General features: G+C 71.4%; 24 protein-coding genes. 14 read left to right on the forward strand and 10 right to left on the reverse strand.

The window, feature by feature from the left end; translation table 11 throughout:
• The first annotated feature begins 145 nt into the window (after nt 1-145).
• The 12 genes from MFF61_RS17515 (at nt 146) to MFF61_RS17570 (ending at nt 11555) form a co-directional block, all read left to right on the forward strand.
• On the forward strand, nt 146-982 hold the full coding sequence (locus MFF61_RS17515) for an ABC transporter ATP-binding protein (RefSeq protein ID WP_238236534.1): 837 nt from the start codon (nt 146-148) through the stop codon (nt 980-982).
• Nucleotides 982-2913 carry a long-chain fatty acid--CoA ligase gene (locus MFF61_RS17520; RefSeq protein WP_238236536.1) on the forward strand — a complete coding sequence of 644 codons (1932 nt, stop codon included), beginning with the start codon at nt 982-984 and terminating at the stop codon, nt 2911-2913. The genes MFF61_RS17515 and MFF61_RS17520 overlap by 1 nt, the downstream gene beginning before the upstream one ends.
• A 9-nt stretch (nt 2914-2922) precedes the next feature.
• Nucleotides 2923-3816, forward strand: a complete 894-nt coding sequence (locus tag MFF61_RS17525; protein WP_238236539.1) for a branched-chain amino acid ABC transporter permease — start codon at nt 2923-2925, stop codon at nt 3814-3816.
• A 7-nt stretch (nt 3817-3823) separates the two neighbouring features.
• Nucleotides 3824-4897 carry a branched-chain amino acid ABC transporter permease gene (locus MFF61_RS17530; RefSeq protein ID WP_238236541.1) on the forward strand — a complete coding sequence of 358 codons (1074 nt, stop codon included), beginning with the start codon at nt 3824-3826 and terminating at the stop codon, nt 4895-4897.
• Between the two features lie 56 nt (nt 4898-4953).
• A complete protein-coding gene (locus MFF61_RS17535; RefSeq protein WP_238236546.1) occupies nt 4954-6243 on the forward strand; it encodes an ABC transporter substrate-binding protein in 1290 nt (429 codons plus the stop codon).
• A gap of 110 nt (nt 6244-6353) precedes the next feature.
• Nucleotides 6354-7217 (forward strand): ABC transporter ATP-binding protein, encoded by an 864-nt coding sequence (locus tag MFF61_RS17540; RefSeq protein WP_238236548.1) that lies wholly within the window; start codon nt 6354-6356, stop codon nt 7215-7217.
• A 104-nt stretch (nt 7218-7321) separates the two neighbouring features.
• A complete protein-coding gene (locus tag MFF61_RS17545; protein WP_238236549.1) occupies nt 7322-7615 on the forward strand; it encodes a hypothetical protein in 294 nt (97 codons plus the stop codon).
• Between the two features lie 195 nt (nt 7616-7810).
• Nucleotides 7811-8812: an asparaginase gene (locus MFF61_RS17550; protein WP_238236550.1), complete on the forward strand. Its 1002-nt coding sequence runs from the start codon at nt 7811-7813 to the stop codon at nt 8810-8812.
• Nucleotides 8813-9139: 327 nt separating this feature from the next.
• Entirely contained in the window at nt 9140-9400 is a 261-nt protein-coding gene (locus MFF61_RS17555) for a DUF6894 family protein (RefSeq protein WP_238236551.1), read from the forward strand.
• Nucleotides 9401-9629: 229 nt separating this feature from the next.
• Nucleotides 9630-10385 carry an SDR family oxidoreductase gene (locus tag MFF61_RS17560; RefSeq protein ID WP_238236554.1) on the forward strand — a complete coding sequence of 252 codons (756 nt, stop codon included), beginning with the start codon at nt 9630-9632 and terminating at the stop codon, nt 10383-10385.
• Between the two features lie 32 nt (nt 10386-10417).
• Complete coding sequence (locus tag MFF61_RS17565; protein WP_238236555.1) at nt 10418-10831, forward strand: cupin domain-containing protein; 414 nt, start codon at nt 10418-10420, stop codon at nt 10829-10831.
• Between the two features lie 178 nt (nt 10832-11009).
• The gene (locus MFF61_RS17570) at nt 11010-11555 is read left to right on the forward strand and encodes a DUF1003 domain-containing protein (RefSeq protein ID WP_238236556.1); all 546 of its coding nucleotides are present in this window, start codon (nt 11010-11012) and stop codon (nt 11553-11555) included.
• A 283-nt stretch (nt 11556-11838) separates the two neighbouring features.
• On the opposite strand, the gene MFF61_RS17575 is transcribed toward MFF61_RS17570, so the two are convergent.
• Together MFF61_RS17575 and MFF61_RS17580 are read right to left on the reverse strand one after the other, a co-directional pair.
• A complete protein-coding gene (locus MFF61_RS17575) occupies nt 11839-12909 on the reverse strand; it encodes an AI-2E family transporter (RefSeq protein ID WP_238236557.1) in 1071 nt (356 codons plus the stop codon).
• 63 nt (nt 12910-12972) lie between these two features.
• On the reverse strand, nt 12973-14616 hold the full coding sequence (locus MFF61_RS17580) for an acyl-CoA dehydrogenase family protein (RefSeq protein WP_238236558.1): 1644 nt from the start codon (nt 14614-14616) through the stop codon (nt 12973-12975).
• Nucleotides 14617-14766: 150 nt separating this feature from the next.
• Between MFF61_RS17580 and MFF61_RS17585 the strand changes: the two genes are divergently transcribed.
• Both MFF61_RS17585 and MFF61_RS17590 read left to right on the forward strand, forming a co-directional pair.
• Nucleotides 14767-16053, forward strand: a complete 1287-nt coding sequence (locus MFF61_RS17585; RefSeq protein WP_238236561.1) for an SAM-dependent methyltransferase — start codon at nt 14767-14769, stop codon at nt 16051-16053.
• Nucleotides 16054-16086: 33 nt separating this feature from the next.
• Complete coding sequence (locus MFF61_RS17590; protein WP_238236562.1) at nt 16087-16944, forward strand: 2-keto-4-pentenoate hydratase; 858 nt, start codon at nt 16087-16089, stop codon at nt 16942-16944.
• A gap of 191 nt (nt 16945-17135) precedes the next feature.
• On the opposite strand, the gene MFF61_RS17595 is transcribed toward MFF61_RS17590, so the two are convergent.
• The 8 genes from MFF61_RS17595 to MFF61_RS17630 all read right to left on the reverse strand — a co-directional run bounded on the left by MFF61_RS17595 (nt 17136) and on the right by MFF61_RS17630 (nt 23826).
• Nucleotides 17136-17765, reverse strand: a complete 630-nt coding sequence (locus MFF61_RS17595; RefSeq protein ID WP_238236565.1) for a helix-turn-helix transcriptional regulator — start codon at nt 17763-17765, stop codon at nt 17136-17138.
• A gap of 41 nt (nt 17766-17806) precedes the next feature.
• On the reverse strand, nt 17807-18949 hold the full coding sequence (locus tag MFF61_RS17600) for a threonine synthase (RefSeq protein WP_238236568.1): 1143 nt from the start codon (nt 18947-18949) through the stop codon (nt 17807-17809).
• Between the two features lie 83 nt (nt 18950-19032).
• Nucleotides 19033-20226, reverse strand: a complete 1194-nt coding sequence (locus MFF61_RS17605) for a multidrug effflux MFS transporter (protein ID WP_283206010.1) — start codon at nt 20224-20226, stop codon at nt 19033-19035.
• Nucleotides 20227-20272: 46 nt separating this feature from the next.
• On the reverse strand, nt 20273-20737 hold the full coding sequence (locus tag MFF61_RS17610; RefSeq protein ID WP_238236569.1) for a DUF2214 domain-containing protein: 465 nt from the start codon (nt 20735-20737) through the stop codon (nt 20273-20275).
• Entirely contained in the window at nt 20734-21114 is a 381-nt protein-coding gene (locus tag MFF61_RS17615) for a DUF6152 family protein (RefSeq protein WP_238236570.1), read from the reverse strand. The genes MFF61_RS17610 and MFF61_RS17615 overlap by 4 nt, the downstream gene beginning before the upstream one ends.
• Before the next feature lie 80 nt (nt 21115-21194).
• Complete coding sequence (locus MFF61_RS17620) at nt 21195-22325, reverse strand: acyl-CoA dehydrogenase family protein (RefSeq protein WP_238236573.1); 1131 nt, start codon at nt 22323-22325, stop codon at nt 21195-21197.
• Nucleotides 22319-22594, reverse strand: coding sequence for an XRE family transcriptional regulator (locus tag MFF61_RS17625; RefSeq protein WP_306423400.1), 276 nt, complete (start codon nt 22592-22594; stop codon nt 22319-22321). Before MFF61_RS17625 ends, MFF61_RS17620 begins: the two co-directional genes overlap by 7 nt.
• A gap of 50 nt (nt 22595-22644) precedes the next feature.
• Nucleotides 22645-23826 carry an ATP-binding protein gene (locus tag MFF61_RS17630; RefSeq protein ID WP_238236576.1) on the reverse strand — a complete coding sequence of 394 codons (1182 nt, stop codon included), beginning with the start codon at nt 23824-23826 and terminating at the stop codon, nt 22645-22647.
• Between the last annotated feature and the right edge of the window lie 5 nt (nt 23827-23831).

The following is a 23831-nucleotide window of genomic DNA, read 5'->3' on the forward strand; positions in this document are numbered from 1 at the left end:
GTCGGGGCCAGTGTACGCTTGACGGCCGGAAAAAAACAGTCGAACGTATAGTCGGCATGCAGGGCTCCGCTTCGCGGCGTGCATGACCCAGAGGCAGAGCCGCCCCGCGCACGAGGGCGGCCGCCGCTCCAGAGGGAGGTTGCCGGTGGCGGAGGCCCTAGAGGTTCGCCAGATCTCGCTGCGCTTCGGTGGCGTGAGGGCCCTGACGGATGTCGGGTTCACGGTCGCGCAGGGCGAGCTGTTCTCGATCATCGGCCCCAACGGCGCCGGCAAGACCTCGATGATCAACTGCATCTCGGGGCGCTACCGGCCGAGCGAGGGGCAGATCCTGTTCCACGGCCGCGACATCACCCGCGAGAAGACCAATGCGCGGCCGAAGCTCGGCATCGGCCGCACCTTCCAGAACCTCGCGCTGTTCCACCACATGACCGTGCTCGACAACATCATGGTCGGCCGGCATCACCTGCTGCGCAACAACTTCCTGACCGGCTCGCTCTACTGGCTGCCGGGGGTGCGCGGCGAGGAGCTGGAGCACCGCCGCCGCGTCGAGGAGATCATCGACTTCCTCGACCTGCAGGCCTACCGCAAGGCCACCGCCGGCACCCTCTCGTACGGCCTGCGCAAGCGGGTCGAACTCGCCCGCGCGATGGCGCTCGAACCCAAGCTCATCCTCCTCGACGAGCCGATGGCCGGCATGAACCTCGAGGAGAAGGAGGACATGGCCCGCTACATCGTCGACCTCAACGAGGAGTTCGGCATGACGGTGGTGATGATCGAGCACGACATGGGCGTGGTGATGGACATCTCGCACCGGGTGATGGTGCTCGATTTCGGGCGCCGCATCGCGCTCGGTCGCCCCGAGGCGGTGCTGGCCGATCCCCACGTGCGCCGCGCCTATCTGGGCGAGGAGGACGAGCCGGAGGCGGCGCCGGTCGCCGCGCCCGGCCGCGAGGCGCAGCCCCCGGTTCGGGCGGTGTCGTGATGGCGGCCGATTTCGCCGCGCTCGCCGCCCGGGCCGACACCTTCCCCAAGCTGCTCGCGCTCAACGCCGCCGAGCACCCGCACGACATTGCGCTGCGCGAGAAGGATTTCGGGCTGTGGCGCCCGACGACCTGGGTGCAGTACAATGCCCGCGTGCGCGACTTCGCGCTCGGCCTGCGCGACCTCGGCCTCGGCGAGGGCGACGTGGTCGGGCTGATCGGCGACAACCGGCCCGACTGGGTGGCCGGCGAGATCGCCGCCCACGCGCTCGGCGCCCTCTCGCTCGGCCTCTACCGCGACGCGCTGGAGGACGAGGTCCACTACCTCCTCGATTACGGCGAGGCGCGCGTCGTCTTCGCGGAGGACGAGGAGCAGGTCGACAAGCTCCTGAACCTCGCCGACCGCCTGCCGCACCTGCGCCACATCGTCTATTGCGACCCCCGCGGCATGCGCAAGTACGACGACCGCCGGCTGATCTCGGCCGAGGCGCTGGCCAAGAGGGGGCAGGCGCTGGAGGCGGCCGAGCCCGGCCTCTACGACCGGCTGGTCGCCGCCACGCACGGCGACGCGGTGGCGATCCTGTGCACCACCTCGGGCACCACGGCGCGGCCCAAGCTCGCGATGCTGAGCGCCGGCCGCGTGCTGCGCCACTGCGCGAGCTACCTCGCGGCCGACCCCAAGGGGCCGCAGGACGATTACGTCTCGGTGCTGCCGCTCCCCTGGATCATGGAGCAGATCTACGCGCTCGGTCAGGCCCTCCTCTGCCGCATGACGGTGAACTTCGTCGAGGAGGCCGACACCCTGATGCACGATTTCCGGGAGATCGCCCCGACCTTCGTGCTCTTCGCCCCCCGGGTCTGGGAGGCGGTGGCGGCGGACGTGCGCGCCCGGATGATGGACGCCTCGCCCCTCAAGCAGTGGCTGTTCGCGCGCGGCATGGCGGCGGGCCTCGCGGCGCTCGATTCCGGCCGGCGCTCGCCCTTCGCCGACGCGATCCTGTTCCGGGCGCTGCGCGACCGGCTCGGCTTCACGCGCCTGCGCTCGGCGGCCACGGGCGGGGCGGCGCTCGGCCCCGACACCTTCCGGTTCTTCCGGGCGCTCGGCGTGCCCCTGCGCCAGCTCTACGGGCAGACCGAGGCGATGGGCGCCTACACGCTCCACCGCGGCGAGACCGTCGACTTCGACACGGTGGGGGTGCCGTTCGACGACGGCATCACCCTCCGGATCGCCGAGCCGGACCGCAACGGCATCGGCGAGATCCAGGCCCGCCACCCCAACATGTTCCTCGGCTACTACAAGGCCCCCGAGGGCACGGGCGACGTGGTGGACGGCTGGATGCACACCGGCGATGCCGGCTACCTCGACGCCAAGGGCGAACTCGTGGTCATCGACCGCGTCAAGGACCTCGCCACCAATGCCCGCGGCGAGCGCTTCTCGCCGCAATACCTCGAGAACAAGCTCAAGTTCTCGCCCTACGTCGCCGAGGCGGTGATCCTGGGGGCCGGGCGCGACTACCTCGCCGCCCTGATCTGCATCCGCTACGCCGTGGTGGCGAAGTGGGCGGAGAAGAACCGCATCGCCTTCACCACCTACGCCGACCTCGCCGCGAAGCCCGAGGTGATCGCGCTCCTGCGCGCCGAGGTCGAGCGGGTGAATGCCGGCCTCGCGGAGGCGCAGCGCATCGCCAAGGTCGTGCTCCTCTACAAGGAACTCGACGCCGACGACGGCGAACTGACCCGCACCCGCAAGGTCCGCCGCGGCGTCATCAACGAGAAGTACGCCGACCTGATCGACACGATCTATGCCGGCCAGCCCGTCTACCGGGTCGACACGGTGATCCGCTTCCAGGACGGCACGACCCAGCGCATCCGCACCACGCTCCCGGTGGTCGACCTGCTGCCCGCCGCGCCCGCCCTCGCCGCCGCCGAATAGGCCCCGCCCATGAACACCCATCTGCTGCTCCAACTCGTGCTCAACGGGCTGATCGTCGGTGCGCTCTACGGCGTCGTCGCCATGAGCTTCGTGCTGATCTACAAGGCGAGCCAGGTCGTGAACTTCGCGCAAGGCGAGTTCCTGCTGATCGGCGCCTGGGTGTGCTGGTGGCTGCTCACCACCTACCAGCTCCCGTTCTTCGTCGGCATGCTCGTCACCTTCGCGTTCATGCTGGTCTTCGGCATCGCCCTGCAGGTGGTGGTGCTGCGTCCGCTGATCGGCGAGCCGATCATCTCGGTGATCATGGTGACGATCGGCCTGTCGATCTTCTTCCAGGCCCTGTGCAAGTGGCTGTTCGGCGTGTTCGCCCAGCCCTTCCCGCCGATCTTCACCACGAGCCAAGTGTCGATCCTGGGGCTGGAGATCCAGACCGTCTACCTCATGAGCCTCGGCATCTCGGTGGCCATGATGGCGGCCTTCGCGTGGTTCTTCCGCTACTCCAAGCACGGGCTGGCCATGCGGGCCACCGCCTTCGACCAGCAGGTGGCCCAGTCCCTCGGCATCCCGGTGCGCAACGTCTTCGCGATGGCCTGGGCGATCTCCGCGGTGGTCTCGTCGGTGGCCGGCATCGTGGTCGGCATCGTCAACGGCGTCTCCTCGGCCCTGTCCTTCTACGGCATCAAGGTCTTCCCGGCGGTGATCCTGGGCGGCCTCGATTCGGTGGCCGGCGCGGTGGTCGGCGGGCTCGTCATCGGGCTGCTCGAGAACCTCGCCCAGTACGTCGACGGGCAGTACCTGCACTGGGGCAACCTCTACGAGATCGTGCCCTTCTACGTCCTGGTGGTGATCCTGATGATCAAGCCCTACGGGTTCTTCGGCACCCGCGACATCGAGCGGGTGTGAGACGATCATGGCGACCCAGAGCCTCATCCCGGCCGGCGACTTCCGCAGCACCTACGCGGCCGACACCACCATCTTCCCGACGGCGGGCAGCCGCTACGCGGTCTGGGCGGCGCTCGCCCTCCTGTGCCTCGCGCCGCTCGTCCTCGACCGCTACTGGCTGAGCCTGCTCATCCAGATCGGCTACTTCGCGGTGGCCGCGCTCGGGCTCAACATCCTGGTCGGCTTCACCGGCCAGATCTCGATCGGGCACGCCGCCTTCTTCGGCTTCGGCGCCTTCGCGTCGGCGTGGCTGTCGAACAACCTGCACATCCCGGTCGTGCTGGCGATTCCGCTCGCGGGCGTCGTCACGACGGCGGTGGGCCTCATCTTCGGCCTGCCGGCGGCCCGGCTGAAGGGCCTCTACCTCGCCATCGCGACCCTCGCCGCCCAGTACATCCTGCAGGACTTCTTCGCCCGGGCGAACTGGTTCACCGGGGGCGTGGCGGGGACGCACGCGGAGGCGTTCTCGATCCTCGGCTTCACCTTCGACACCGACCAGCGCTACTTCTACGTCGTGCTCGGCACCCTGGTGCTTTGCTTCGTGGCGGCGACGAACCTGATGCGCACCCGCGACGGGCGGGCGCTGGTGGCGGTGCGCGACCACTACCTCTCCGCCGAGATGATGGGGATCAACCTCACGCGCTACCGCACCCTGTCCTTCGGCCTCTCGGCCTTCTTTGCGGGGATCGGCGGCGCGCTCTACGCCCACTACTTGCAATTCGTCTCGGTGGAGGGCTTCGGCATCCTGCTCTCGATCCAGTTCCTCGGCATGATCATCATCGGGGGCCTGGGCTCGATCATGGGCACGCTGATGGGCACCGCCTTCATGGTGATGGTGCCGGAGGCCATGGGCTGGCTCACCGACGCCCTGCGCGGCTCCCCCGTCGACCGGGCGCTCTCCCTCAAGGACAACCTCTCCTTCCTGCGCGAGATGGCGATCGGCCTCGTGATCGTCCTCTTCCTGATCTTCGAGCCGGACGGCCTCGCCCACCGCTGGCGCCAGATCAAGGCCTACTGGAAGCTCTACCCGTTCTCGCACTGAACCCGAGAACCAACACGGCCAACAACCGCCGATCCCGAACCGGAGGAAACCCGACCATGCTACGCCCCGTGACCCTCGTCCCGAGCCTTGTCCCGAGCCTCGTTCTCGGACTCGCGCTCGCCCTGCCGGCCCGCGCCGCCGACGTGCCGATCGGCCACCTCGCCGACCAGAGCGGCGCCACCTCGGACGTGGGCGTGCCCTACGCGCAGGGCGTCGCCGACGCCCTGGCCTGGATCAACCGCAAGGGCGGCGTCGGCGGGCAGAAGCTCGCCGTCGAGACCGTCGATTACGGTTACCAAGTCCCGCGCGCGGTCGCCCAGTACAAGAAGTGGACGAGCGGCAGCAAGGTCGCGGCGATCCAGGGCTGGGGCACCGCCGACACCGAGGCGCTCTCCGGCTTCGTCGCCAAGGACGAGGTGCCCTACATCTCCGGTTCCTACGCCGCGCAGGTGAGCGACCCGACCGGGGCCAGCGGCAAGGCCAAGGCCGCCCCCTACAACTTCTTCTACGGGCCGACCTACTCGGACGGCCTGCGCGCCATGCTGATCTGGGCGGCCGACGACTGGAAGGCCAAGGGCCGGACCGGCAAGCCCAAATACGTCCACATGGGCGGCAACCACCCCTACCCGAACTCGCCCAAGGAGGCGGGCGAGGCGATGGCGCGCGACCTCGGCTTCGAGGTGCTGCCCCCGATCGTCTTCGCGCTCGCGCCGGGCGACTACACGGCGCAGTGCCTCACCGCCAAGAACGCGGGCGCGAACTACGCCTATCTCGGCAACACCGGCGGCTCGAACATCTCCCTGCTCAAGTCCTGCAAGGCCGTCGGCGCCGACATCCAGTTCATGGGCAACGTCTGGGGCATGGACGAGAACGCCGCCAAGGCGGCCGGCGAGGCGGCCAACGGCGTCGTCTTCCCGGTGCGCACCGCGGCGGTGACGGGCGGCAACGCGCCGGGCCTCAAGACCGTGGCGGAGATCTCCAAGGAATCAGATTCTGCCGGCACCGCCTACCGGCCGGTGCACTACCTCGCGGGCGTCTGCGCCGCCCTCTACATGAGCGAGGCGATCGGCTGGGCCAAGGACAATGGCGGGGTCACCGGCCCGAACGTCCGCAAGGGCTTCTACCAGAAGAAGGGCTGGGTGCCGGCCGGCATGGAGGGAGTCTGCGTGCCCTCGACCTGGACCGAGTCCGATCACCGCGGGATGATGGCGGTCAGCATCTACCGGGCGAAGGTCTCGGGCGCGACGGACGGCCCCATCGCCGACCTGATCAAGGCCGGCACCGTGAAGCTCGAGCCGGTGAAGACCGTCGAACTGCCGCGCAAGCCGGACTGGTTCGGCTGGTAAGTCCCTCGCCGGTCCCGCGCGAGGCGCGGGGATCCCCTCTCCCGTGCGGGTGAGGGGATCCCGCGCTTCGATCACGACCCCGCTTGCTCTCGGATGGTGCGGAGCCTGCCATGTCCCAGATCACGACGCTGGAGCGCCCCGCCCAGGAGGCAGACGTCAGGGCCGAGGGCAGGGCCGAGGCCGCGGCGCCGCTCCTGGCCCTGCGCAACGTCGAGGTCGTCTACGACGACGTCATCCTGGTGCTGCGGGGCCTGAGCCTCGACGTGCCGGCGGGCTCCATCACCGCGCTGCTCGGCGCCAACGGGGCCGGCAAGTCGACGACGCTCAAGGCGATCTCGGGCCTGCTGCGCTCGGAGAACGGCGAGGTCACCCGCGGCGAGATCCAGTTCGACGGCAGCCGCATCGACGGCGTCGAGCCCGACCTCATCGTCCGCCGGGGCATCTTCCAGGTGATGGAGGGGCGCCGCATCGTCGCCGACATGACGCCGATGGAGAACCTGCGGCTCGGCGCCTTCTCGCGCCGCGACCGCGGGATCGCCGACGACCTCGAGCGGGTGCTGACCTACTTCCCGCGCCTCAAGGAGCGCACCGGGGCGGCCGGCTACCTGTCGGGGGGCGAGCAGCAGATGCTGGCGATCGGCCGCGCCCTGATGGCCCGGCCCCGCCTGATCCTGATGGACGAGCCCTCGATGGGGCTCTCGCCGCTCCTCGTGAAGGAGGTCTTCGGCATCATCCGGCAGATCAACCGCGACCTCGGCGTCACTATCCTGCTCGTGGAGCAGAACGCCCGCGCGGCCCTCGCCGTGGCCGACCGCGGCTACATCATGGAGCAGGGCAAGGTCGTGCTCGACGGCTCGGTCGAGGAATTGCGCTCGAACGAGGACGTGAAGGAGTTCTACCTCGGCGGGGCTGGCGACCAGCGCAAGACCTTCAAGAACCTGAAGAGCTTTAAGCGCCGCAAGCGCTGGATCTGAGCGGCGGACGGACATTCCGATCGTGGCTTGCGATCATTTCGAAGCGGGGCGGCACCATCTTGGCCTCTCGGGCGTTATTGGGCGTCATACGGAGCCCGACGCGGATGTCCCTCACCACCCACCTCTCGCCGGATGAGCGCGATGCCCTCGCCAAGGCCGGCGAGGAAGCCCTGAATCTCTGCCTCGGCCGCTTCGTGGCGGAGGAGCGCGCCGCGTTCTGGCACGCCATCCGCTGCTGCTACGTGCAGTCGCCCAAGCCGGCGCCCAAGGCCCCGCAGATGCCGGCCGGCGTCCCGGTGACCGCGCCCGAGGCGCTGCCGCTGCCCGACCTCGCCGCCCTGCCGGATCCGGCGGCGATCCCGGCCCCCCACGTCATCCAGGCCGCCGCCGACCTGTAGTCGCGGCGGGGATCCGCTGAGGCGGCCTCCGGAAGCCGCATTACCGCCAGGACGGTGCCCGGGACCGCGCCTGGCCTCGCCATTGCGCGCCGCCAGAACCGGCTAGCGCCAACGGCCGATCGCCGCCGATGGTCCGCGCCTTGCGGTCCGGCCGGGATTGCGGCTTTGTCGGTGGCGCGAGGCGGAGCAGGACCCATGACCCAGCGGGCGAAGGTGGCCTTCATCGGCACCGGCGGCACGATCTCCTCGGTGGGCCGCGACAGCCTCGATCTCCTCGACTATACGGCCACCGGCACCCGCCTGGAGGCCGGCGCGATCCTCGACGCCGTACCCGAGGCGCGCGCGGTCGCCGACCTGATCCCGGTGCCGTTCCGGGCGGTGCCGAGCCCGGCGATCGGCTTTGCCGAGTGGCGCGACCTCGTGCTCCTGTGCGAGCGGCTGGCGGGCGACCATCCCGATCTCGCCGGCATCGTCATCGGCCACGGCACCGCGACCCTGGAGGAGACCGCCTACGCGCTCGGCCTCACCCTCACGGTGGATCTGCCGGTGGTGCTGGTGGGGGCGCAGCGCCCGATCAGCGCCCTGTCGAGCGACGCGGGGCTCAACCTCGTCGCCGCCCTGCGCACCGCCGCGGACCCGGCCTCGCGCGGCCGGGGCGTCCTCGTGGTGCTCAACGACGAGATCCAGGCGGCCCGCGAGGTGACCAAGACCTCGGTCGCCCGGCTCCAGACCTTCCGCACCGCGGATTTCGGCGTGCTGGGTCAGGTCGACGGCCCGGACGTCCGCTACTACCGCCGCGCCGAGCGGCAGCACGCGCCCGGCACGCCCTTCGACATCCGCGGCCTCTCCGCCCTGCCCCGGGTCGACGTGTCCTACGCCCACGCGGATGCGGACGGGACCGCGGTGCGGGCCTTCCGGGCCGCGGGTGCCCGCGGGATCGTGTCGGCCGGCCTCGCGCCCGGCATGACGCCCCCCGCCGAGGCCGAGGCGCTGGCGCAGGCGGCGGCCGCCGGGATCGTCGTGGTGCAATCGACCCGCGCGGGCAGCGGCGTCGTGCCCCTGACCACCCGCCTGCGCGAATGCGGCATTCTCAGCGCCGACAACCTCACCCCGCAGAAGGCGCGCATCCTGCTTGCGCTGGCGCTCACCGTCACCGCCGACCCGCAGGAGGTCGCCCGGATCTTCGCCACGTTCTGAAGGATTGAGCCGCCTTCATCGCCGAATCACCACGCCGCCTGCAGCACAGTGCCGGCTGGGAATCTGCAGTTATTTGCTGATTCAACAGTAACCTTTGTTAATTGAGCGGATTCTGCCTTATCTCTGCCACAAGTTGGCAAATCAATCCGGTCCGGGCGACGGGGTTCTTGTGCAGGAGTACCCGATGAGCATGGTGGTTCTCGACCCACTGACGGGAAACCGCGTCGTCATCGGCCAGGAGGCCAGAGGGACCGGCCATCCGGCGTCCGAAACGAGCGTTTCGGCCGCGCCGGGACGGGCCGGCCGGGTCGGCCCGGAGGATTGCGTATGCACCGCTTCTACTTCCATGCCCTCGTCGGCGAGGACATCGTCACCGACCTCGCGGGCGAAGCTTTTCCCGATCCCGAACAGGCCTGGCACGCCTCCCGTGCCGTGGTGGCGGCGATGATGAGCGAGCCGCGCACGCGCGACCGGCTGATGGAGGCGAGCCTCGTGGTGACGGACGAGTCCGGCGAGGTGGTGTTCGACCTCCCCTTCGCCGAGGGGCTGCCGCTGGCGGCCGAGCCCGAGGCGCTCTCCGCGGCGTAGGCGGCGGGAGAACCCGGGCGGGAGAACCCGGGCGGCCGGAGCGCCGGCACGGCGCGGCGACCGTCCGGTCCGTGCCGGCCTCCCTGCCGGCTGCCCGGCCGTTCGCGGCTTCGCCCTCGGACTGGGCGCAGAGAATCGGCGCGCCCGTGTCACACCGCACGGCCCTGTCTCGTCATGGGATCGACGGCGCCCCTCGGGCGCCCCCGAGCGGATGACAGGGAGCGGAGCGATGAAGATCGTGGTGATCGGCGGCACAGGGCTGATCGGCGGCAAGCTGGTGGAGCGGCTGCGGGGCGGCGGCCATGAGGTCGTGGCGGCCAGCCCCTCCACCGGCGTCGACGCCGTGACGGGGGAGGGCTTGGCCGGCGCCCTCACGGGCGCCGCGGCGGTAGTGGACGTGACGAACGCCCCCTCCTTCGCGGACGAGGCCGTGATGGCGTTCTTCGTGCGCTCCAGCCGCAACCTGCTCGCGGCCGAGGCCGAGGCGGGCGTGAGGCACCACGTCGCCCTCTCGGTGGTGGGCACCGATGGCCTGACCGTGAGCGGCTACTTCCGCGCCAAGCTGGCGCAGGAGGAGCTGATCACCGCCGGGCCGATCCCCTCCACCATCGTGCGCGCGACGCAGTTCTTCGAATTCCTGGACGGCATCGCGCAGGCGGCGACCCGGGACGGGCGCGTGCACCTGCCCCGCGCGCAGATGCAGCCCATGCTGTCCGACGACGTGGCGGCGGCTTTGGCCGAGGTCGCGCTCGCCGCGCCCGCGGGCGGACGCGTCGAGATCGCCGGCCCGGAGCCCTTCCGGATGGACGAGATCGTCCGGCGCCTCCTCACGGCCCGGGGCGACCCGCGCCCGGTCGTGACCGATCCGGCCGCCTCCTATTTCGGCATCGCTCTGGACGAGCGCTCGCTCCTTCCCGGGCCGCAGGCGCGCCTCGCGCCGACCCGCTTCGACGCGTGGCTGCAGCGCACCGCCCTCCGGGGCTGAGCCCAGCGCATCCCCATCCTTGAGGCCTCGTCATGATCAGGATCCTCACCCGCGCCGCCGTGCTCGCCGTCCTCTGCGGCGGCAGCGCCCACGCCCACGACCCCGCCGCGAGCGCCACGGTCACGCAGGTATTCGACCACGCGATCCCGAACCTTCCCGGCAAGAGCCTGAGGGGCGTGCTGGTCGCGTACGCGCCGGGCGGCGCCTCTCCCGCCCACACGCACGCGCCGAGCGCCTTCATCGCCGCCACGGTGCTGGAGGGCGCGATCCGCAGTCAGGTCAACGACGGTCCGGTGCGGACCTACCGGGCGGGCGAGCACTTCGTCGAGCGGCCGGGCGACCGCCACGCCGTCAGCGCCAACGCGAGCGACACCGAACCGGCGCGCCTGCTCGCCGTCTTCGTCGTCGACACGGCGGAGACGGTGCTCACCATGCCGATCCGGTGAGGCCCCGGGGTCACCGCCTGCCCATCCATCGACCGTCCCCGGACATGGACCACGCGCAGGCACGCTCCCGGAATGGGCTTGCGGGGGGCCGGGCATCGTCCAGCGGGAACACCCCCTTGCAGAGGCCGGTTGGTCAGGCAGCCCCCAGACGCCTGTCCCCTTTGCCAAGGCACACCGCGTGGAAAAGCCCCCTGCACGGACGACCTATCCGCCTCCTCAAGCCGGAGGATTGGCTCCCGCCCTCATCCGCAACATCCAGACGCTGCAGGAGCGCAGGAGGGCGGCCGAGCGAGGCGCGTCCACGCAGGAGCGGATGGCCGAGGCGATCACGCGATTCACAGGCAGCATGGCGTTCGTCTACCTGCATCTCGTGCTCTTCGGCCTTTGGGCCCTCGTGAATACTGGTCTGCTGCCGATCCTGCCGAAATGGGACGAGTCCTTCGTCATCCTGGGCACCTCGGCGTCGGTCGAGGCGATCTTTCTCTCGACCTTCGTGCTGATCAGCCAGAACCGGATGGCTGCAGCGGCCGATAAGCGAGCCGATCTCGATCTTCACATCAGCCTGTTGGCCGAGCACGAGGTGACGAAGCTCGTCGCCATGGTGTCGGCGATCACGGAGCGGCTGGGCATCGACACGGAAGCTGATCCTGAAGTCGATGAGCTCAGGCAGGACGTTGCGCCTGACGTGGTGCTCGACGAGATCGAGCGTAGCGCTCGGCCGTGATTGTCTTTTGTGTGGCAATCGCTGCAATTCAGCACATCTGGAAACCAGATGTCGGTCTGCTGAGGGCGGTTCTGCTTCCGGTCGCGTGCACTGACGGCATCGCGCAGCCTGAGGGACCACGGAGCGCCACCTCCAGACCTCGGCCCTTTGCCAGAACCGGGCGCCCTCGACGGGCGTTCACGCGGCCAAGCTGCCCGCGGCCAAGCTGCCCGCGGCCAAGCCGATTGCGTTCAGACCCTGCGCCGCCGTCGCCCTGCGGGATCCACCCCGGCGCGGCCGGCGGCTAGATCAGCCGCGCCGCCGCGAGTTCGCGCTTCAGGTACGCGTAGAAGACCGGCGCCGCCACCACGCCCGGCAGGCCGAAGAGCGCCTCCATCACCAGGATGGCGAGGAGCAGCTCCCAGGCCCGCGCCTGGATGTGGCCGCCCATCACCCGGGCGTTGATGAAGTATTCCAGCTTGTGGATGATCACCAGGAAGGCGAGCGAGCCCGCCGCCAGGAGGGGCGACACGCTGAGGCTGACGAGCACGATCACGGTGTTCGAGATCAGGTTGCCGACCACCGGCAGGAGCCCGGCCACGAAGGTGATCACCACCATCGTCTTGGTGAGGGGCAGCGGGAAGCCCAGCCAGGGCACGACCACCAGCAGGTAGACCGCCGTGAGCGCGGTGTTGATGGCCGAGATCCGCACCTGCGCGAACACCACGTCGCGGAACGCCGCCCCGAGCCGGCGGGCGCGCACGCTCAGCGCCTGCACCAGCGGGCCGCGCTCCGCCGGCCCGATCTCGCGGCTCACCGCGATCATGCCGCCGATCACCATGCCGAACAGGATGTGGAACAGGGCGCGCCAGACGTCCTGGCCGACCGAGCGCACCTGCCCGGCATGCTCGCGCAGCCACGCCACCGCCGTCGCCCGCAACTCGGTGGGCTCCTCGGGCAGCGAACTGAGCACCCAGGCCGGCAGGTGGCTGCGCGCGGTCTCGATCACCTCGGCGAGCTTCTGCAGCAGAACCGACAGGTTGTCCGAGCGGCCCGACAGCAGGGCGATGAGGCCCAGGATCGCCGCCCCGATCAGCGCGATGACCAGGGCCGCCAGCAGGGTGACGACCAGGATCTTGGCCGTGTGGTGGTGGACGAAGCCGCCCTCGCGGGTGGGGGCGAGCAGGCAGACCAGCTCGTAGACGAGGAGCCCGGCGAACAGCGCGGAGAGCAGGTGGAACTGCAGCGTGCCGAGCAGCGCCAGGACGGCCAGGACCTGCGCCGCGGCCTCGATCCGCGGGGAGGCGGCGAGGCCGGTCGCAAGGGGGGCGGCAGGGGGAGCGGCAGGCGGAGCGGGCGGTCGGGGATCGAGCATGGCGGCGGACTCGCGGAGAGGCGACACCTCCGTTCTACTGCGCCGCGGGCCGATCGCGCAGGATCATCCGGCACCCTCCGCGAGGCGCGCGTGCTCCAGGATGGCGCGGGCATTGCCGCAGAGGGGGCTGGCCCCGAAGGTCTGGGCCTCCCGCCCCGCCAGCAGGGCCGCCGCCGTGTCGGCCCGGCCCCAGGCCTGGAGCGCGCGCGCCGCCGCGAGCACGCCCAGCGTCTCGGCCAGCGCCCGCGCGTGGCGCTCCTCGGCGAGCCGGTGCGGATCGGCGCCCGCGAGGAGCGCCGCCGCCCCCGCGCCGAGGTCGCGCAGCGGCGCGAGATGCTCGCGCAGCCGCGCGAAGGCGTCCGCATCGCGCCCGAAGGCCCGCAGCAGGTCGAGGGCGATGACGTTGCCCGACCCCTCCCAGATCGCGTTGAGCGGGGAGGCCCGGAAGAGCCGCGGCATCGGCCCCTCCTCGATGAAGCCCGCGCCGCCCTGCACCTCCATCGCCTCGGCGACCACCGCCGGACAGCGCTTGGTCACCCAGTACTTGGCGAGCGGGATCAGCAGGCGCGCCAGCGCCGCCTCGCCGGCATCGCCCGCCACGGCGCAGTCGAGGGCCTGCGCGGCCCGGAAGGTCAGCGCCATGTGGGCCTCGACCTCGACCGCGAGGCCGGCCAGCACCTGCTCCATCAGGGGCTGGGCGACGAGGCGGCGCTGGAACGCCGTGCGCCCCTCCGCGTGGCGGATGGCGAGCGACAGGCTCTGGCGCATCAGGCTCGCGGCGCCGACCGCGCAGTCGAGGCGGGTGTGGTTGACCATCGCGATGATGGTGGGCACGCCGCGGCCCTCCTCGCCGAGGCGCCACGCCAGCGCACCCCGGTACTCGATCTCCGCGGAGGCGTTGGCCCGGTCGCCGAGCTTGTCCTTCAGCCGCTGGATCTCGATGGCGTTGCGCTCGCCGTCCGGCCGCCAGCGCGGGACGAGGAAGCAGGTCAGGCCGCCCTGCGCGTAGGCGAGCGTGAGGAAGGCGTCGCTCATCGGCGCCGAGCAGAACCACTTGTGGCCGGTGAGCGCAAAGAGCCCGTCGCCCGCGGGCGCCGCCCGGGTGGTGTTGGCCCGCACGTCCGACCCGCCCTGCTTCTCGGTCATCGCCATGCCGAGGGTGAGGGCGCGCTTGCGCTCCGCCGGCAGCACCCGGGGATCGTAGCCCGTGGCGAGCGCGCCCGAGAGCCAGGGTTCGGCCAGCGCGGGCGCGTGGCGCAAAGCCGCCACGGCCGCGTAGGTCATCGACATCGGGCAGGTCACGCCGCTCTCGGCCTGCGACATCAGGAAGAGCAGCGCCGCATGCGCGACGTGGCCGCCCTGCGGGTGCGTCCAGGCCCGGGCGGCCACGCCGGCCTCCAGCCCCATCGCCATCAGGGCGTGATAGGCGGGGTGGAACTCGACCTCGTCGAGGCGCCGGCCGTAGCGGTCGAAGGCGGCCAGCACCGGGGGATGGCGGTTGGCCTGCGCCCCGAGCGCCGCCGCCTCGGCGCTGCCGACGCGGGCGCCGAAGGCGGTGAGGTGCGCCGCATGCGCCGCGGCCCCCGCCCGCGCCACCAGACCGGAGAGCAGCCGGTCCCCGGCAAAGAGGTTCGCGTCCTCCAGCGGGGCGGGCTGGTTGAAGACCTCGTGCGTCTCCAGGGTCGCGCGCGGCTTGTAGGCGGTCATGCGCAAGGTCTCCCGTCTCTCGATGCCGTCTCCGCGGCGCGGAGAACAAACGTCGCAGCGGCCCGGGCCCCTGTGTCGTATGATACGGCTCGGGGGCGGCGCACGTCACGCACGACGATGTCGTGCAGGCGGGAGCGAGGGTCGGCTCGCATGCGAAGCCTTCCCCTGACGGCCCTGGTCGGGCGGGTCTTCGACCGGCAGTTGCGGGCGGTCCCGCTTGCCGGCCGCCTCACCATCGTGGCGGCCGATGGACGACGCTACACGGCCGGCGACGGCGGCGGCCCGCAGGTCACCCTGCGCCTGCGCGACGGGGCGGCCGCCTGCGCCCTCCTGCTCGATCCGGAACTCAAGCTCGGCGAATTGTACACCGAGGGCCGGATCGTCCTGGAGGGCGGCACGCTGCCCGACCTCCTCACGGTCCTGCTGGCGCGCAGCCACGGCGTGGCGCCGGTCGCCGCCCTGCCGGTCATGGCGGCCCTGCGCGCGCTGGTGCGGCGCCTCGGGCTGGGCAACACGCCCGCGCGCGCAAGGCGCAACGTCTCGCACCATTACGAGTACGACGAGCGCCTCTACGCGCTCTTCCTCGACGAGGCGTGGCAGTATTCCTGCGCCTACTACGAGGCGGAGGGGGACGACCTCGCGACGGCGCAGCAGGCCAAGATGCGCCACATCGCCGCCAAGCTGCTCGCCGGACCCGGACAGCGCGTCCTCGACATCGGCTGCGGCTGGGGCGGCCTCGCGCTCTATCTCGCCCTTGCCGCCGGCTGCGACGACGTGCGCGGCATCACGCTGTCGGGCCGGCAGCTCGCACGCGCCCGGGCGGAGGCCGCGGCGCGCGGCCTCGCCGGCCGGGTGCGCTTCGCCCTGGAGGATTTCCGCAGCACGCGGGGCACCTTCGACCGGATCGTCTCGGTGGGCATGTTCGAGCATGTCGGGCGGCCCGACTACGCCACGTTCTTCGACCTCGCCCGGGCGCGGCTCGCCGAGGACGGCGTGATGCTCCTGCACACGATCGGACGCACCGGCGCGCCCTACCCGACCAATCCCTGGATCACCCGCTACATCTTCCCGGGCGGCCACCTGCCGACCCTGTCCGAGATGATGCCGGCGATCGAGCGCTCGGGCCTGATCGTCACCGACATCGAGGTGCTCCGGCTGCACTACGCCCGCACCCTGGCGGCGTGGCGGGCGCGCTTCCTCGCACGGCACGAGGCGGCGCGGGGCCTCTACGGCGAGCGCTTCTGCCGGATGTGGGACTGGTATCTCGCGAGCTGCGAGGCCGCCTTCCGGTACGAGGACGTGGTCGTGTTCCAAGTCCAGCTCGCCCGGCGCAACGACGCCGTGCCGCTCACCCGCGGCTACATCGTGCAGGCCGAGGCGCGCCTGGCCGCGCGCGAAGCTGCCTTGACGGGCCGCCCCGCGATGACCGACGCCTGAGCCATCAGGTGCGGCGTGCCGGGAGGAGAGGCGATGGCGGACGGCTTGGCGGGGGACGGCTTGGCGGCGGACGAAGCGCGGGACGGGGTCGGGGCGGTCGCCCGCCGGGTGCTGGCGGCCCTGGACGGGCGGCGCCAGATCGCCTCGCTGGAGCGGGCGGGGGAGCTTCCCTCCCTGGCCGCGGCCTACCGGGTCGCGAGCGCCGTGCGCCGGGTGCGCGCGGCGCGGGGCGAGCGTCCGGTCGGGCGCAAGATCGGCTTCACCAACACGCGGATGTGGGACGAGCACGGCGTGCGCGCGCCGATCTGGAGCACCGTCTACGGAACGACGCTGATGCCCCTCGCGGGGGAGCCTCCGTTCGACCTCGCGGCCGTGGTCGAGCCGCGCATCGAGCCCGAGATCGTCTTCGGCCTCGCGCGGGCGCCGGAGCCCGGCATGGACGAGGCGGCACTCCTCGGCTGCGTGGCCTTCGTGGCGCACGGCTTCGAGATCGTGCAGTCGCTCTATCCGGGCTGGCGCTTCACCGCCGCCGACACGGTGGCGGCCTTCGGGCTCCACGGCGCCCTGCTGGTCGGGCCGAAGAGCCCCGTCACGCCCGGCACGGCGGCGGCGTGGCGCGCGAGCCTGTCGGCCTTCACGGTCACGCTCCTGCGCGACGGCGTCGTGGCGGACGAAGGGTCGGCCGCCGAGGTGCTGGGCGGCGGCCCGCTCACCGCCCTGCGCCATCTCGTCGAGATCCTGGCGGAGGATTCCGACGGCCCGCCGCTTGCGGCCGGCGAGATCGTCTCGACCGGCACCCTGACCCGCGCGCTGCCCGTGGCCCCGGGCGAGACCTGGACCTCGCGCCTCTCCGGCCTGCCGCTGCCGGATCTGCGCCTCACCCTGGCCTGACCGGGGGCGATGCCGCCTACGATCCGGTCCTGGCGGTGCTCGGCCTGCGCCCGATCCAGCAGGACGAGGCGGGCCCCCATGGCGGCACCGGCGACATCCTGTTCGGCCTCTCCCGGTCGACGGCCGCCCGGCGAAAGGCGCCCGCCACCACGCGCGAGGCGGTGACCGGCGCGGCGGCGTGGGGCGTGCCCTCACTTCGCGTCGGCGTAGACGGTCGCCCGGGACACGCCGAGATGGGCCGCGATGATCTCGGCCGCGCGCCGGACCTCCAGGCAGCCCTCCGCCTTGAGTTCGCGCAGCAGGTCCCGCCGCTCCTCCGCCCTGAGGGTGCGGGGCGTGGTGGCGCGGCGCGCCGCGAAGGCGTCGATGCGCGCCCGGATGGCGTCGGCCCCGACCGGCGCGAGGCTCTCGCGGCCGCCCGGCGCGTCGGTGCGGGCGAACCGGCCGACCAGGCCCTGGAGGGCGTGGAACAGCGTCAGGTCGACGTTGAGGCAGAGCGCCGCCACGTAGGTGCCGTCGTGGTCCTTGATGCCGATGGAGGTGCTCTTGGCCGGCCGGCCGTCCGCGAAGGCGTTCGCGTAGTTGGCGACGACCTGCGGATAGTCCGGGTCGGCGATGCGGGCGAGGCCGAGTTCCGTGGCGGGCTCGCCCACCGCGCGCCCGGACAGGTTGTTGTGGATGGCCAGGATCGCCTGCGCCGGATCGGTGAGGTCGTGCAGCACCACCTCGCAGAACGGCGCGAAGGTGTCGCCGAGCCCCTGCGCGATCTGCCCGAGCTGGTCGAACAGGGCGTCCCGGGCGGCGTCGCACGGGCGCGTCATCGCCGGGCGCCTCATGGCCGGGCGACTCATGGCCGGGCGACTCATGGCCGCGGCCCGTCCTGCACGAGGTCCGCCACTGCCGCGGCGGCCTTCAGCCCGGTTCCGGTGACGATCACCACGGTGGTCTCGCCGGCCCGGATGGCGCCGACGCCCGCCAGCCTGTCGAGGGCCGCCGCCGCGCTGGCGCAGGTGGGCTCGACGAACAGGCCCTGCCGCGCGAGCCGCCGCAGGGCACCGGCGATCTCGTCCTCGGTCAGCGCGACGGTGCCGCCGCTGCTCTCGCGCAGCGCCCCGATGATCTCGCGCAGCCGCAGCGGGCGCCGGATGGCCGTGCCCTCCGCGAGGGTCGGCGCGACCGGCCGCGGCACGGGCGTGTCGACGCCGGCCCGGAAGCTCGCGTCGATGGGCGAGCAGGCGAGCGGCTGGGCCGCGAACAGCCGCGGCAGCCGCGCGATCTGGCCCGCCCGCAGCAATTCCCGGAAGCCGAAGGCGCAGCCGAGCAGGCTGCTCCCCGCGCCGACCGGCATGACGACGTTGTCCGGCGCCGCGAAGCCGAGATCCTCCCAGATCTCGTAGGCGAGGGACTTGGTGCCTTCGAGGAAGAAGGCCTGCCAGTTGTGGCTGGCGTAGAAGGTGCGGTCCGCCTGCCGGATCGCCTCGGCCTCCGATTCCTCCCGCGGCCCCTCGACCAGCTGCACCGCGGCCCCGTAGGCGCGGACCTGGGCGATCTTGGCCGGCGAGGTCGAGGCGGGCGCCAGGATCTTCACGCCGAGGCCGCCCGCGGCCCCGTAGCCGGCGACCGAGGAGCCGCCGTTGCCCGAACTGTCCTCCAGCACCGCGTCGATGCCGTGCTGCCGGAGATAGGACAGCATCACCGAGGTGCCGCGGTCCTTGAAGCTGCCGGTCGGATTGAACCATTCGAGCTTGAAGACCGGCCGCAGGTCGCCCCAGGGCCGCTCGACCGCGGGCGTGCAGCCCTCGCCCAGGCTGATCGGATCGGCGATGGCGACGGGCAGCGCCGCCCGGTAGCGCCATAGCGACCGCGTCCCGCGCTCGATCTCGTCCCGCGACAGGCCCCGCCCCGGGGTGACGAGCAGCGGGCGGCCCTCGTCCGAGCACCAGCGCGGGCGGTCGAGTGGGTAGAGCGTGCCGCTCGCGGGGTCGACGTAGTGCGCCTCGGACATCATTCGGCCTCCCGCACGAGCACCGGCTCGCCTCGCGAGAAGACGAAATGTCTGAAGTCAGATTTTTTGTCCAGAGGCCGGGGCTACGTCGCCCGCCTGAGCGCCAGGGCCGCCAGCAGGGCGGCGCCCAGCAGCGTCACGGCGAGCGGCGTCGCCGAGGCGTCGTGCCAGGAGGCAACGACCAGGGTGAACACCGCCCCGAAGGCCATCTGCAGGAAGCCGTAGAGGCTCGATGCCGAGCCGGCCGCGTGCGGATCGACGTTCATCAGGCCCGCCACCGCGTTCGGCCCGAGCAGCCCCACGCCCACCGCGTAGAGGAGGAGCGGCGCGAGCAGGCTCGCCACGCTGAGCCAGCCAGACCGGTCGACGAGGAGCAGCAGCGCGGCGCCCGCGAGGCAGATCAGGTTGCCGGCCCGCGCCGCGCGCCGGATCGGGACCCGCCGGGCGAGCCGGGTCGCCAGCGACGCCCCCGCCACCATGCCGAGGACGACGAGCAGGCAATCGAAGCCGACCTCCTGCGCCGAGCGCCCGAGCCGGCCGACGAGCAGGAAGGGCGCGACCGCCAGGAATGCGTAGAGGCTGGTGCCCGCGCAGGCGCCCGCCACCGTGTAGGCGCGGAAGACCGGGTGGCGCAGCAGCCGCAGGTAGCCCGCCAGGATGGCGCCGAGGCCGGGCAGGGCCGTGGGGTGGCGGTTGGTCTCGGGCAGCGCGACGAGCACGAGGCCGGTGAGCAGGGCGACGATGCCGGCCAGCGCCACGAACACGGCCCGCCAGCCGAAGGCGTCGTTGAGGAGCCCGCCGATCGCCGGCGCGAGCGCGGGCGTCAGCGTCATGGCCATGGTCAGGATGGCGATCTTGCGCGCCGCATCCGTGCTGGTCGAGACGTCGCGCACCATCGCGCGCCCGATCACCAGGGAGCCGCAGGCGCCGAGGGACTGCAGGATGCGCGCCGCCACCAGCACGTCGATGCGCTGGGCGGGAATCGCGAGCAGCAGGCCGAGCAAGTAGAGGCCCAGGCCCGTCAGCAGCACCGGACGGCGGCCGAACCGGTCGGAGAGCGGCCCGTAGACGAGCTGCCCGCCCGCCAGCCCGACGAGGTAGAGGGTAATGGTGAGCTGCATCTCGGTCGGGCTGGTGCCGAGATCGACGGCGGCGGCCGCGAGCGCCGGCACGAAGATGTGCAGCGCCACGGTGCCGGTCATCGTGATGGCGACGAGCAGCCAGAGCGGGGCAGGGCGGGGCGGCGGGGGGCTCGGGAGGGGGGAGGGCGTCGTCACGAGATCCGTGGCGGAAGGGGGCGGAAGGGGCGCGGCAGGGGTGAGGTCACCAATAGGCGATGAGCCGGCCGGCCGCGATCGCCCCGAGCCAGCTCGCCAGGGACACGAGCCCGGCGGCGCGCAGGCGCGGACCGGCCGCCTCCGCGCGCCAGGCCGCCCGCCGGTGAAGGAGCGCGATGTTGACGAGGCCGACGCCGATCGCCGCGAATTTCGCGTAGAGGAGCGGGTTGGCGGCGTAGTCCACCGCCTGCACGGTGAGGAGCAGCGGCCCCGTCGCGAGGGCGAGCCCCAGCCCCGCCCCCGCCACCGGCACGAGCGGGCGGGCGAGCGCCTCCAGCGGCACGCCGCGCCACAGCCCGAGCAGGCGCAGGTCCAGCGCCGCGATCGCCCCGAACAGCAGCGCGATCCCGAGCAGGTGCGTCAGGTTGACGAGCGGGTAGAGCCACGCGCTCGCCCGCAGGGTCTGCGCCAGGGCGGTGGCCTGCAGCCACGCCGCCGCCTCGCCGATCACAGCCGGTCGGGGTAGATGTCGAAGCTGCGCCCGGCCACGACCAGGCGCTCGGTCTTCATCTCGCGGCGGCCGGGGTCGAGGTGGCGGTGGCCGTAGGCCGTCACCGCGGCGCCTGCCGGGACGAGATCCTCGGTGAGACCGGCGCGGCGCTGGTTCGACGGCGGTCCGAGCACCACGTCCCAGACGCCGTCCGCGGCCCGGACCTTGACGACGCCGTGCGGGTTGCCGAGCGTTGCCCCCTCGACGGTGCCCGTGAGCGAGAAGTCGTCGGTGCCGTAGCCGGACCAGCCGTGATGGGCCGCCGCCGCCGCGGGCAGGAGCGCGGTAAAGCCGAGCGCCGCGAGCGTCCGGCGCCGCGAGAGGATGCACGTGAGCATGGGACTCTCCCGATCCTGATGGGTCCCGGCCGAAGGCCGGGTCCTCGGGACGATCTAGGGCGGCCGGCGCGGGCCGCCCGTCAGGCGGTGAGCGCGCGGCTGATGACGATGCGCTGCACGTCGCTCGTGCCCTCGTAGATCTGGCAGACGCGCACGTCGCGGTAGATCTGCTCGACCGGGTAGTCGGCGAGGTAGCCGTAGCCGCCGTGGACCTGGATCGCATCCGAGCAGACCTGCTCGGCCATCTCGGAGGCGAAGAGCTTGGCCATCGCCGCCTCCTTCAGGCAGGGCTGGCCGGCATCGCGCAGGCGCGCGGCGTTGAGGACGAGGAGGCGCGCCGCCTCGATCCGGGTCGCCATGTCGGCGAGCCGGAAGGCGACCGCCTGATGCGCGGTGAGTTTCTGCCCGAAGGTCTCGCGCTCGCCCGCATAGGCCAGCGCCGCCTCGAAGGCCGCCCGCGCCATGCCTACCGCCTGGGCGGCGATGCCGATGCGCCCGCCCTCCAGGTTCGAGAGCGCGATCCGCAGGCCCTCGCCCTCCTGGCCGAGCATCAGGTCGGGGGTGAGTTCCATCTCCTCGAACACGATCTGGGCGGTGTCCGAGCAGCGCTGGCCGAGCTTGTGCTCCAGGCGCGCCACGCCGTAGCCGGGCGTCGCCGTCGGCACGATGAAGGCCGAGATGCCCTTCTTGCCCGCCTGCGGGTCGGTGACCGCGAAGACGATCGCCACGTCCGCGTTCTTCCCCGAGGTGATGAACTGCTTGGTGCCCGAGAGCACCCAGCGGTTGCCGACGCGGCGGGCGCGGGTCTTGAGGGCGGCGGCGTCCGAGCCGGCGCCGGGCTCGGTGAGGCAGAAGGCGCCGAGCATCTCGCCGCGGGCGAGGGGATCGAGGAAGCGCCGCTTCTGGTCGTCGCTGCCGAACTTCAGGATCGGCATGCAGCCGACCGAGTTGTGCACGCTCATGATGGTCGAGACCGCCCCATCGCCGGCCGCCACCTCCTCGATGGCGAGCGCGTAGGCGACGTGGTCGGCGGCGGCGCCGCCATGCTCCTCGGGCACCAGCATGCCCATGAAGCCGAGCCGCCCCATCTCCCGGATCGCCTCGCGCGGGAAGGTGCCGGTGCGGTCCCACTCGGCCGAGAACGGCCTGAGGCGCGCCTGCGCGAAGCTCCGGGCGGTGTCGCGGATCAGGATCTGGTCGTCGGTCAGCATCGGGCGCGTGTCTCCCCTGGGAGGCGGTGCGATCCGCCTCTCGCGAGCGTGTGCCGGATCCTACGCCAGGGTCGCCGTCCCGGGCGATGGGGATCGGGGCCGCACCGTGACCTCGACCCGCAGCCGAGCCGGTCGAGGCAGCGCACCAAGCGATCGATCGAGAACCGGCCGGTGCGCCCGGTGACGATCGCCGAGACGTCCGGCTGCTTGAGCCCCAGCAGATCGGCGGCGGCCTGGGTGGGAAGGCGGCCGGCGATGATCCTGCGGATCCCGCGGGCGAGCTTGGCCTTCCTTGGCTCCTCTTCGGGAAACGGTTCTCCTACTCGCGAGCGGGCATGGTGCGCCGCATGTAGGCATCGAACAAGGGGACGGTAAAGGCCGTTTCTCCATGCCTTGGAGAATAGATCATGCCCTTCTTGATCAGGTTGTTACGCGTCGGAGCGGCGCTGGTTGTTTTTTGTCCGGCCTGATTTGCGATGTCTCCGGATTTTTGGGTTCCGGGACCTAATTCTGCCAAAGCCCGCATGTATTTCTTCTCGGACGGATTGCATCGATCGAAGCGGACCTTGAAGAAATTCTCGTCGAGGGTTGCGAGGGCTTGCTCGGTGGCGGTCTCCACGTCCATCTTGGTGATGACGTTGCCGGATGCGGCGTTCCACGCATCGTGCCCCCATTGCTGCAGGAAATAGGGGTAGCGTTCGGTCAGCCTCAATATTTCCCTCAAGGCATCGTCGGTGACCATGGCTCCCTCCGTCCTGACGGGTTTGACGATGGCGTCGATGGCATCCTCGTCGGTCAAGGCTCCGATGCTCGGGTATTTGAACAATTGCTCCGAGTAGGATTTGGACTCGCCGGCGAGGGCCAGGATCTGCGGAAGCCCGGCGCCGACGAGCGTCAAAGGTAAGTTTGTCTGTGATATTCGATGTATGGACATGATCAGAGCGCTGAACTCTTTGACGCTCAGATATTGCAGTTCATCGATCAGGAGGACGACGGGGCGATTGGCCGCCTTCGCGGCTTCGGCGACCGCCAGAAACAGAGTTGGAAGATCGTGTTCGATATCGCCGCTATCGGCGGAGCCGGGCTCGGCATCCAGAGTCAGGCCGATGTCGAAGCCGCCTGCCGACACGCTCACTTTGGTGAAGAAGCTTTTCAGGACGCGCAGCCCGCGGCGCGCATGCTCTTTGGCGCTGTCGACATAACTCAATGACAGAAGTACCGACTTGAGCCCGGGGCCGATCGTCTCCGGCAGCGTTTTTCCTTCGTGAGCCTCTGCCAGATAAGCCTTGTACCCCTTGATCTCGGCGATCTCGCGCGCCTTGTTGAGTAGAACGGTTTTTCCGACGCCGCGTAGTCCGACCAGGATCGCGCTTTGCGTCGGCCTGCCGATCGCGATGCGTTGTAAGGCGATGTCGATATCGGTGATGATGGACCTCCTGCCGGCCAGTTCCGGTGGCGGGGTTCCTGCACCTGGCGCGAACGGGTTGCGCACGGGGTCCATGACGC

The organism is Methylobacterium isbiliense (genome assembly GCF_022179325.1).
Taxonomy (GTDB): Bacteria; Pseudomonadota; Alphaproteobacteria; order Rhizobiales; family Beijerinckiaceae; genus Methylobacterium; species Methylobacterium isbiliense.

Bases quoted from the DNA above. Each gene is read 5' to 3' on its own strand.
- MFF61_RS17520 (WP_238236536.1), top strand. From the start codon at position 982: ATGGCGGCCGATTTCGCCGCGCTCGCCGCCCGGGCCGACACCTTCCCC.
- MFF61_RS17525 (WP_238236539.1), top strand. From the start codon at position 2,923: ATGAACACCCATCTGCTGCTCCAACTCGTGCTCAACGGGCTGATCGTC.
- MFF61_RS17530 (WP_238236541.1), top strand. From the start codon at position 3,824: ATGGCGACCCAGAGCCTCATCCCGGCCGGCGACTTCCGCAGCACCTAC.
- MFF61_RS17535 (WP_238236546.1), top strand. From the start codon at position 4,954: ATGCTACGCCCCGTGACCCTCGTCCCGAGCCTTGTCCCGAGCCTCGTT.
- MFF61_RS17540 (WP_238236548.1), top strand. From the start codon at position 6,354: ATGTCCCAGATCACGACGCTGGAGCGCCCCGCCCAGGAGGCAGACGTC.
- MFF61_RS17545 (WP_238236549.1), top strand. From the start codon at position 7,322: ATGTCCCTCACCACCCACCTCTCGCCGGATGAGCGCGATGCCCTCGCC.
- MFF61_RS17550 (WP_238236550.1), top strand. From the start codon at position 7,811: ATGACCCAGCGGGCGAAGGTGGCCTTCATCGGCACCGGCGGCACGATC.
- MFF61_RS17555 (WP_238236551.1), top strand. From the start codon at position 9,140: ATGCACCGCTTCTACTTCCATGCCCTCGTCGGCGAGGACATCGTCACC.
- MFF61_RS17560 (WP_238236554.1), top strand. From the start codon at position 9,630: ATGAAGATCGTGGTGATCGGCGGCACAGGGCTGATCGGCGGCAAGCTG.
- MFF61_RS17565 (WP_238236555.1), top strand. From the start codon at position 10,418: ATGATCAGGATCCTCACCCGCGCCGCCGTGCTCGCCGTCCTCTGCGGC.
- MFF61_RS17575 (WP_238236557.1), bottom strand. From the start codon at position 12,909: ATGCTCGATCCCCGACCGCCCGCTCCGCCTGCCGCTCCCCCTGCCGCC.
- MFF61_RS17580 (WP_238236558.1), bottom strand. From the start codon at position 14,616: ATGACCGCCTACAAGCCGCGCGCGACCCTGGAGACGCACGAGGTCTTC.
- MFF61_RS17585 (WP_238236561.1), top strand. From the start codon at position 14,767: ATGCGAAGCCTTCCCCTGACGGCCCTGGTCGGGCGGGTCTTCGACCGG.
- MFF61_RS17590 (WP_238236562.1), top strand. From the start codon at position 16,087: ATGGCGGACGGCTTGGCGGGGGACGGCTTGGCGGCGGACGAAGCGCGG.
- MFF61_RS17595 (WP_238236565.1), bottom strand. From the start codon at position 17,765: ATGACGCGCCCGTGCGACGCCGCCCGGGACGCCCTGTTCGACCAGCTC.
- MFF61_RS17600 (WP_238236568.1), bottom strand. From the start codon at position 18,949: ATGTCCGAGGCGCACTACGTCGACCCCGCGAGCGGCACGCTCTACCCA.
- MFF61_RS17615 (WP_238236570.1), bottom strand. From the start codon at position 21,114: ATGCTCACGTGCATCCTCTCGCGGCGCCGGACGCTCGCGGCGCTCGGC.
- MFF61_RS17620 (WP_238236573.1), bottom strand. From the start codon at position 22,325: ATGCTGACCGACGACCAGATCCTGATCCGCGACACCGCCCGGAGCTTC.
- MFF61_RS17630 (WP_238236576.1), bottom strand. From the start codon at position 23,826: ATGGACCCCGTGCGCAACCCGTTCGCGCCAGGTGCAGGAACCCCGCCA.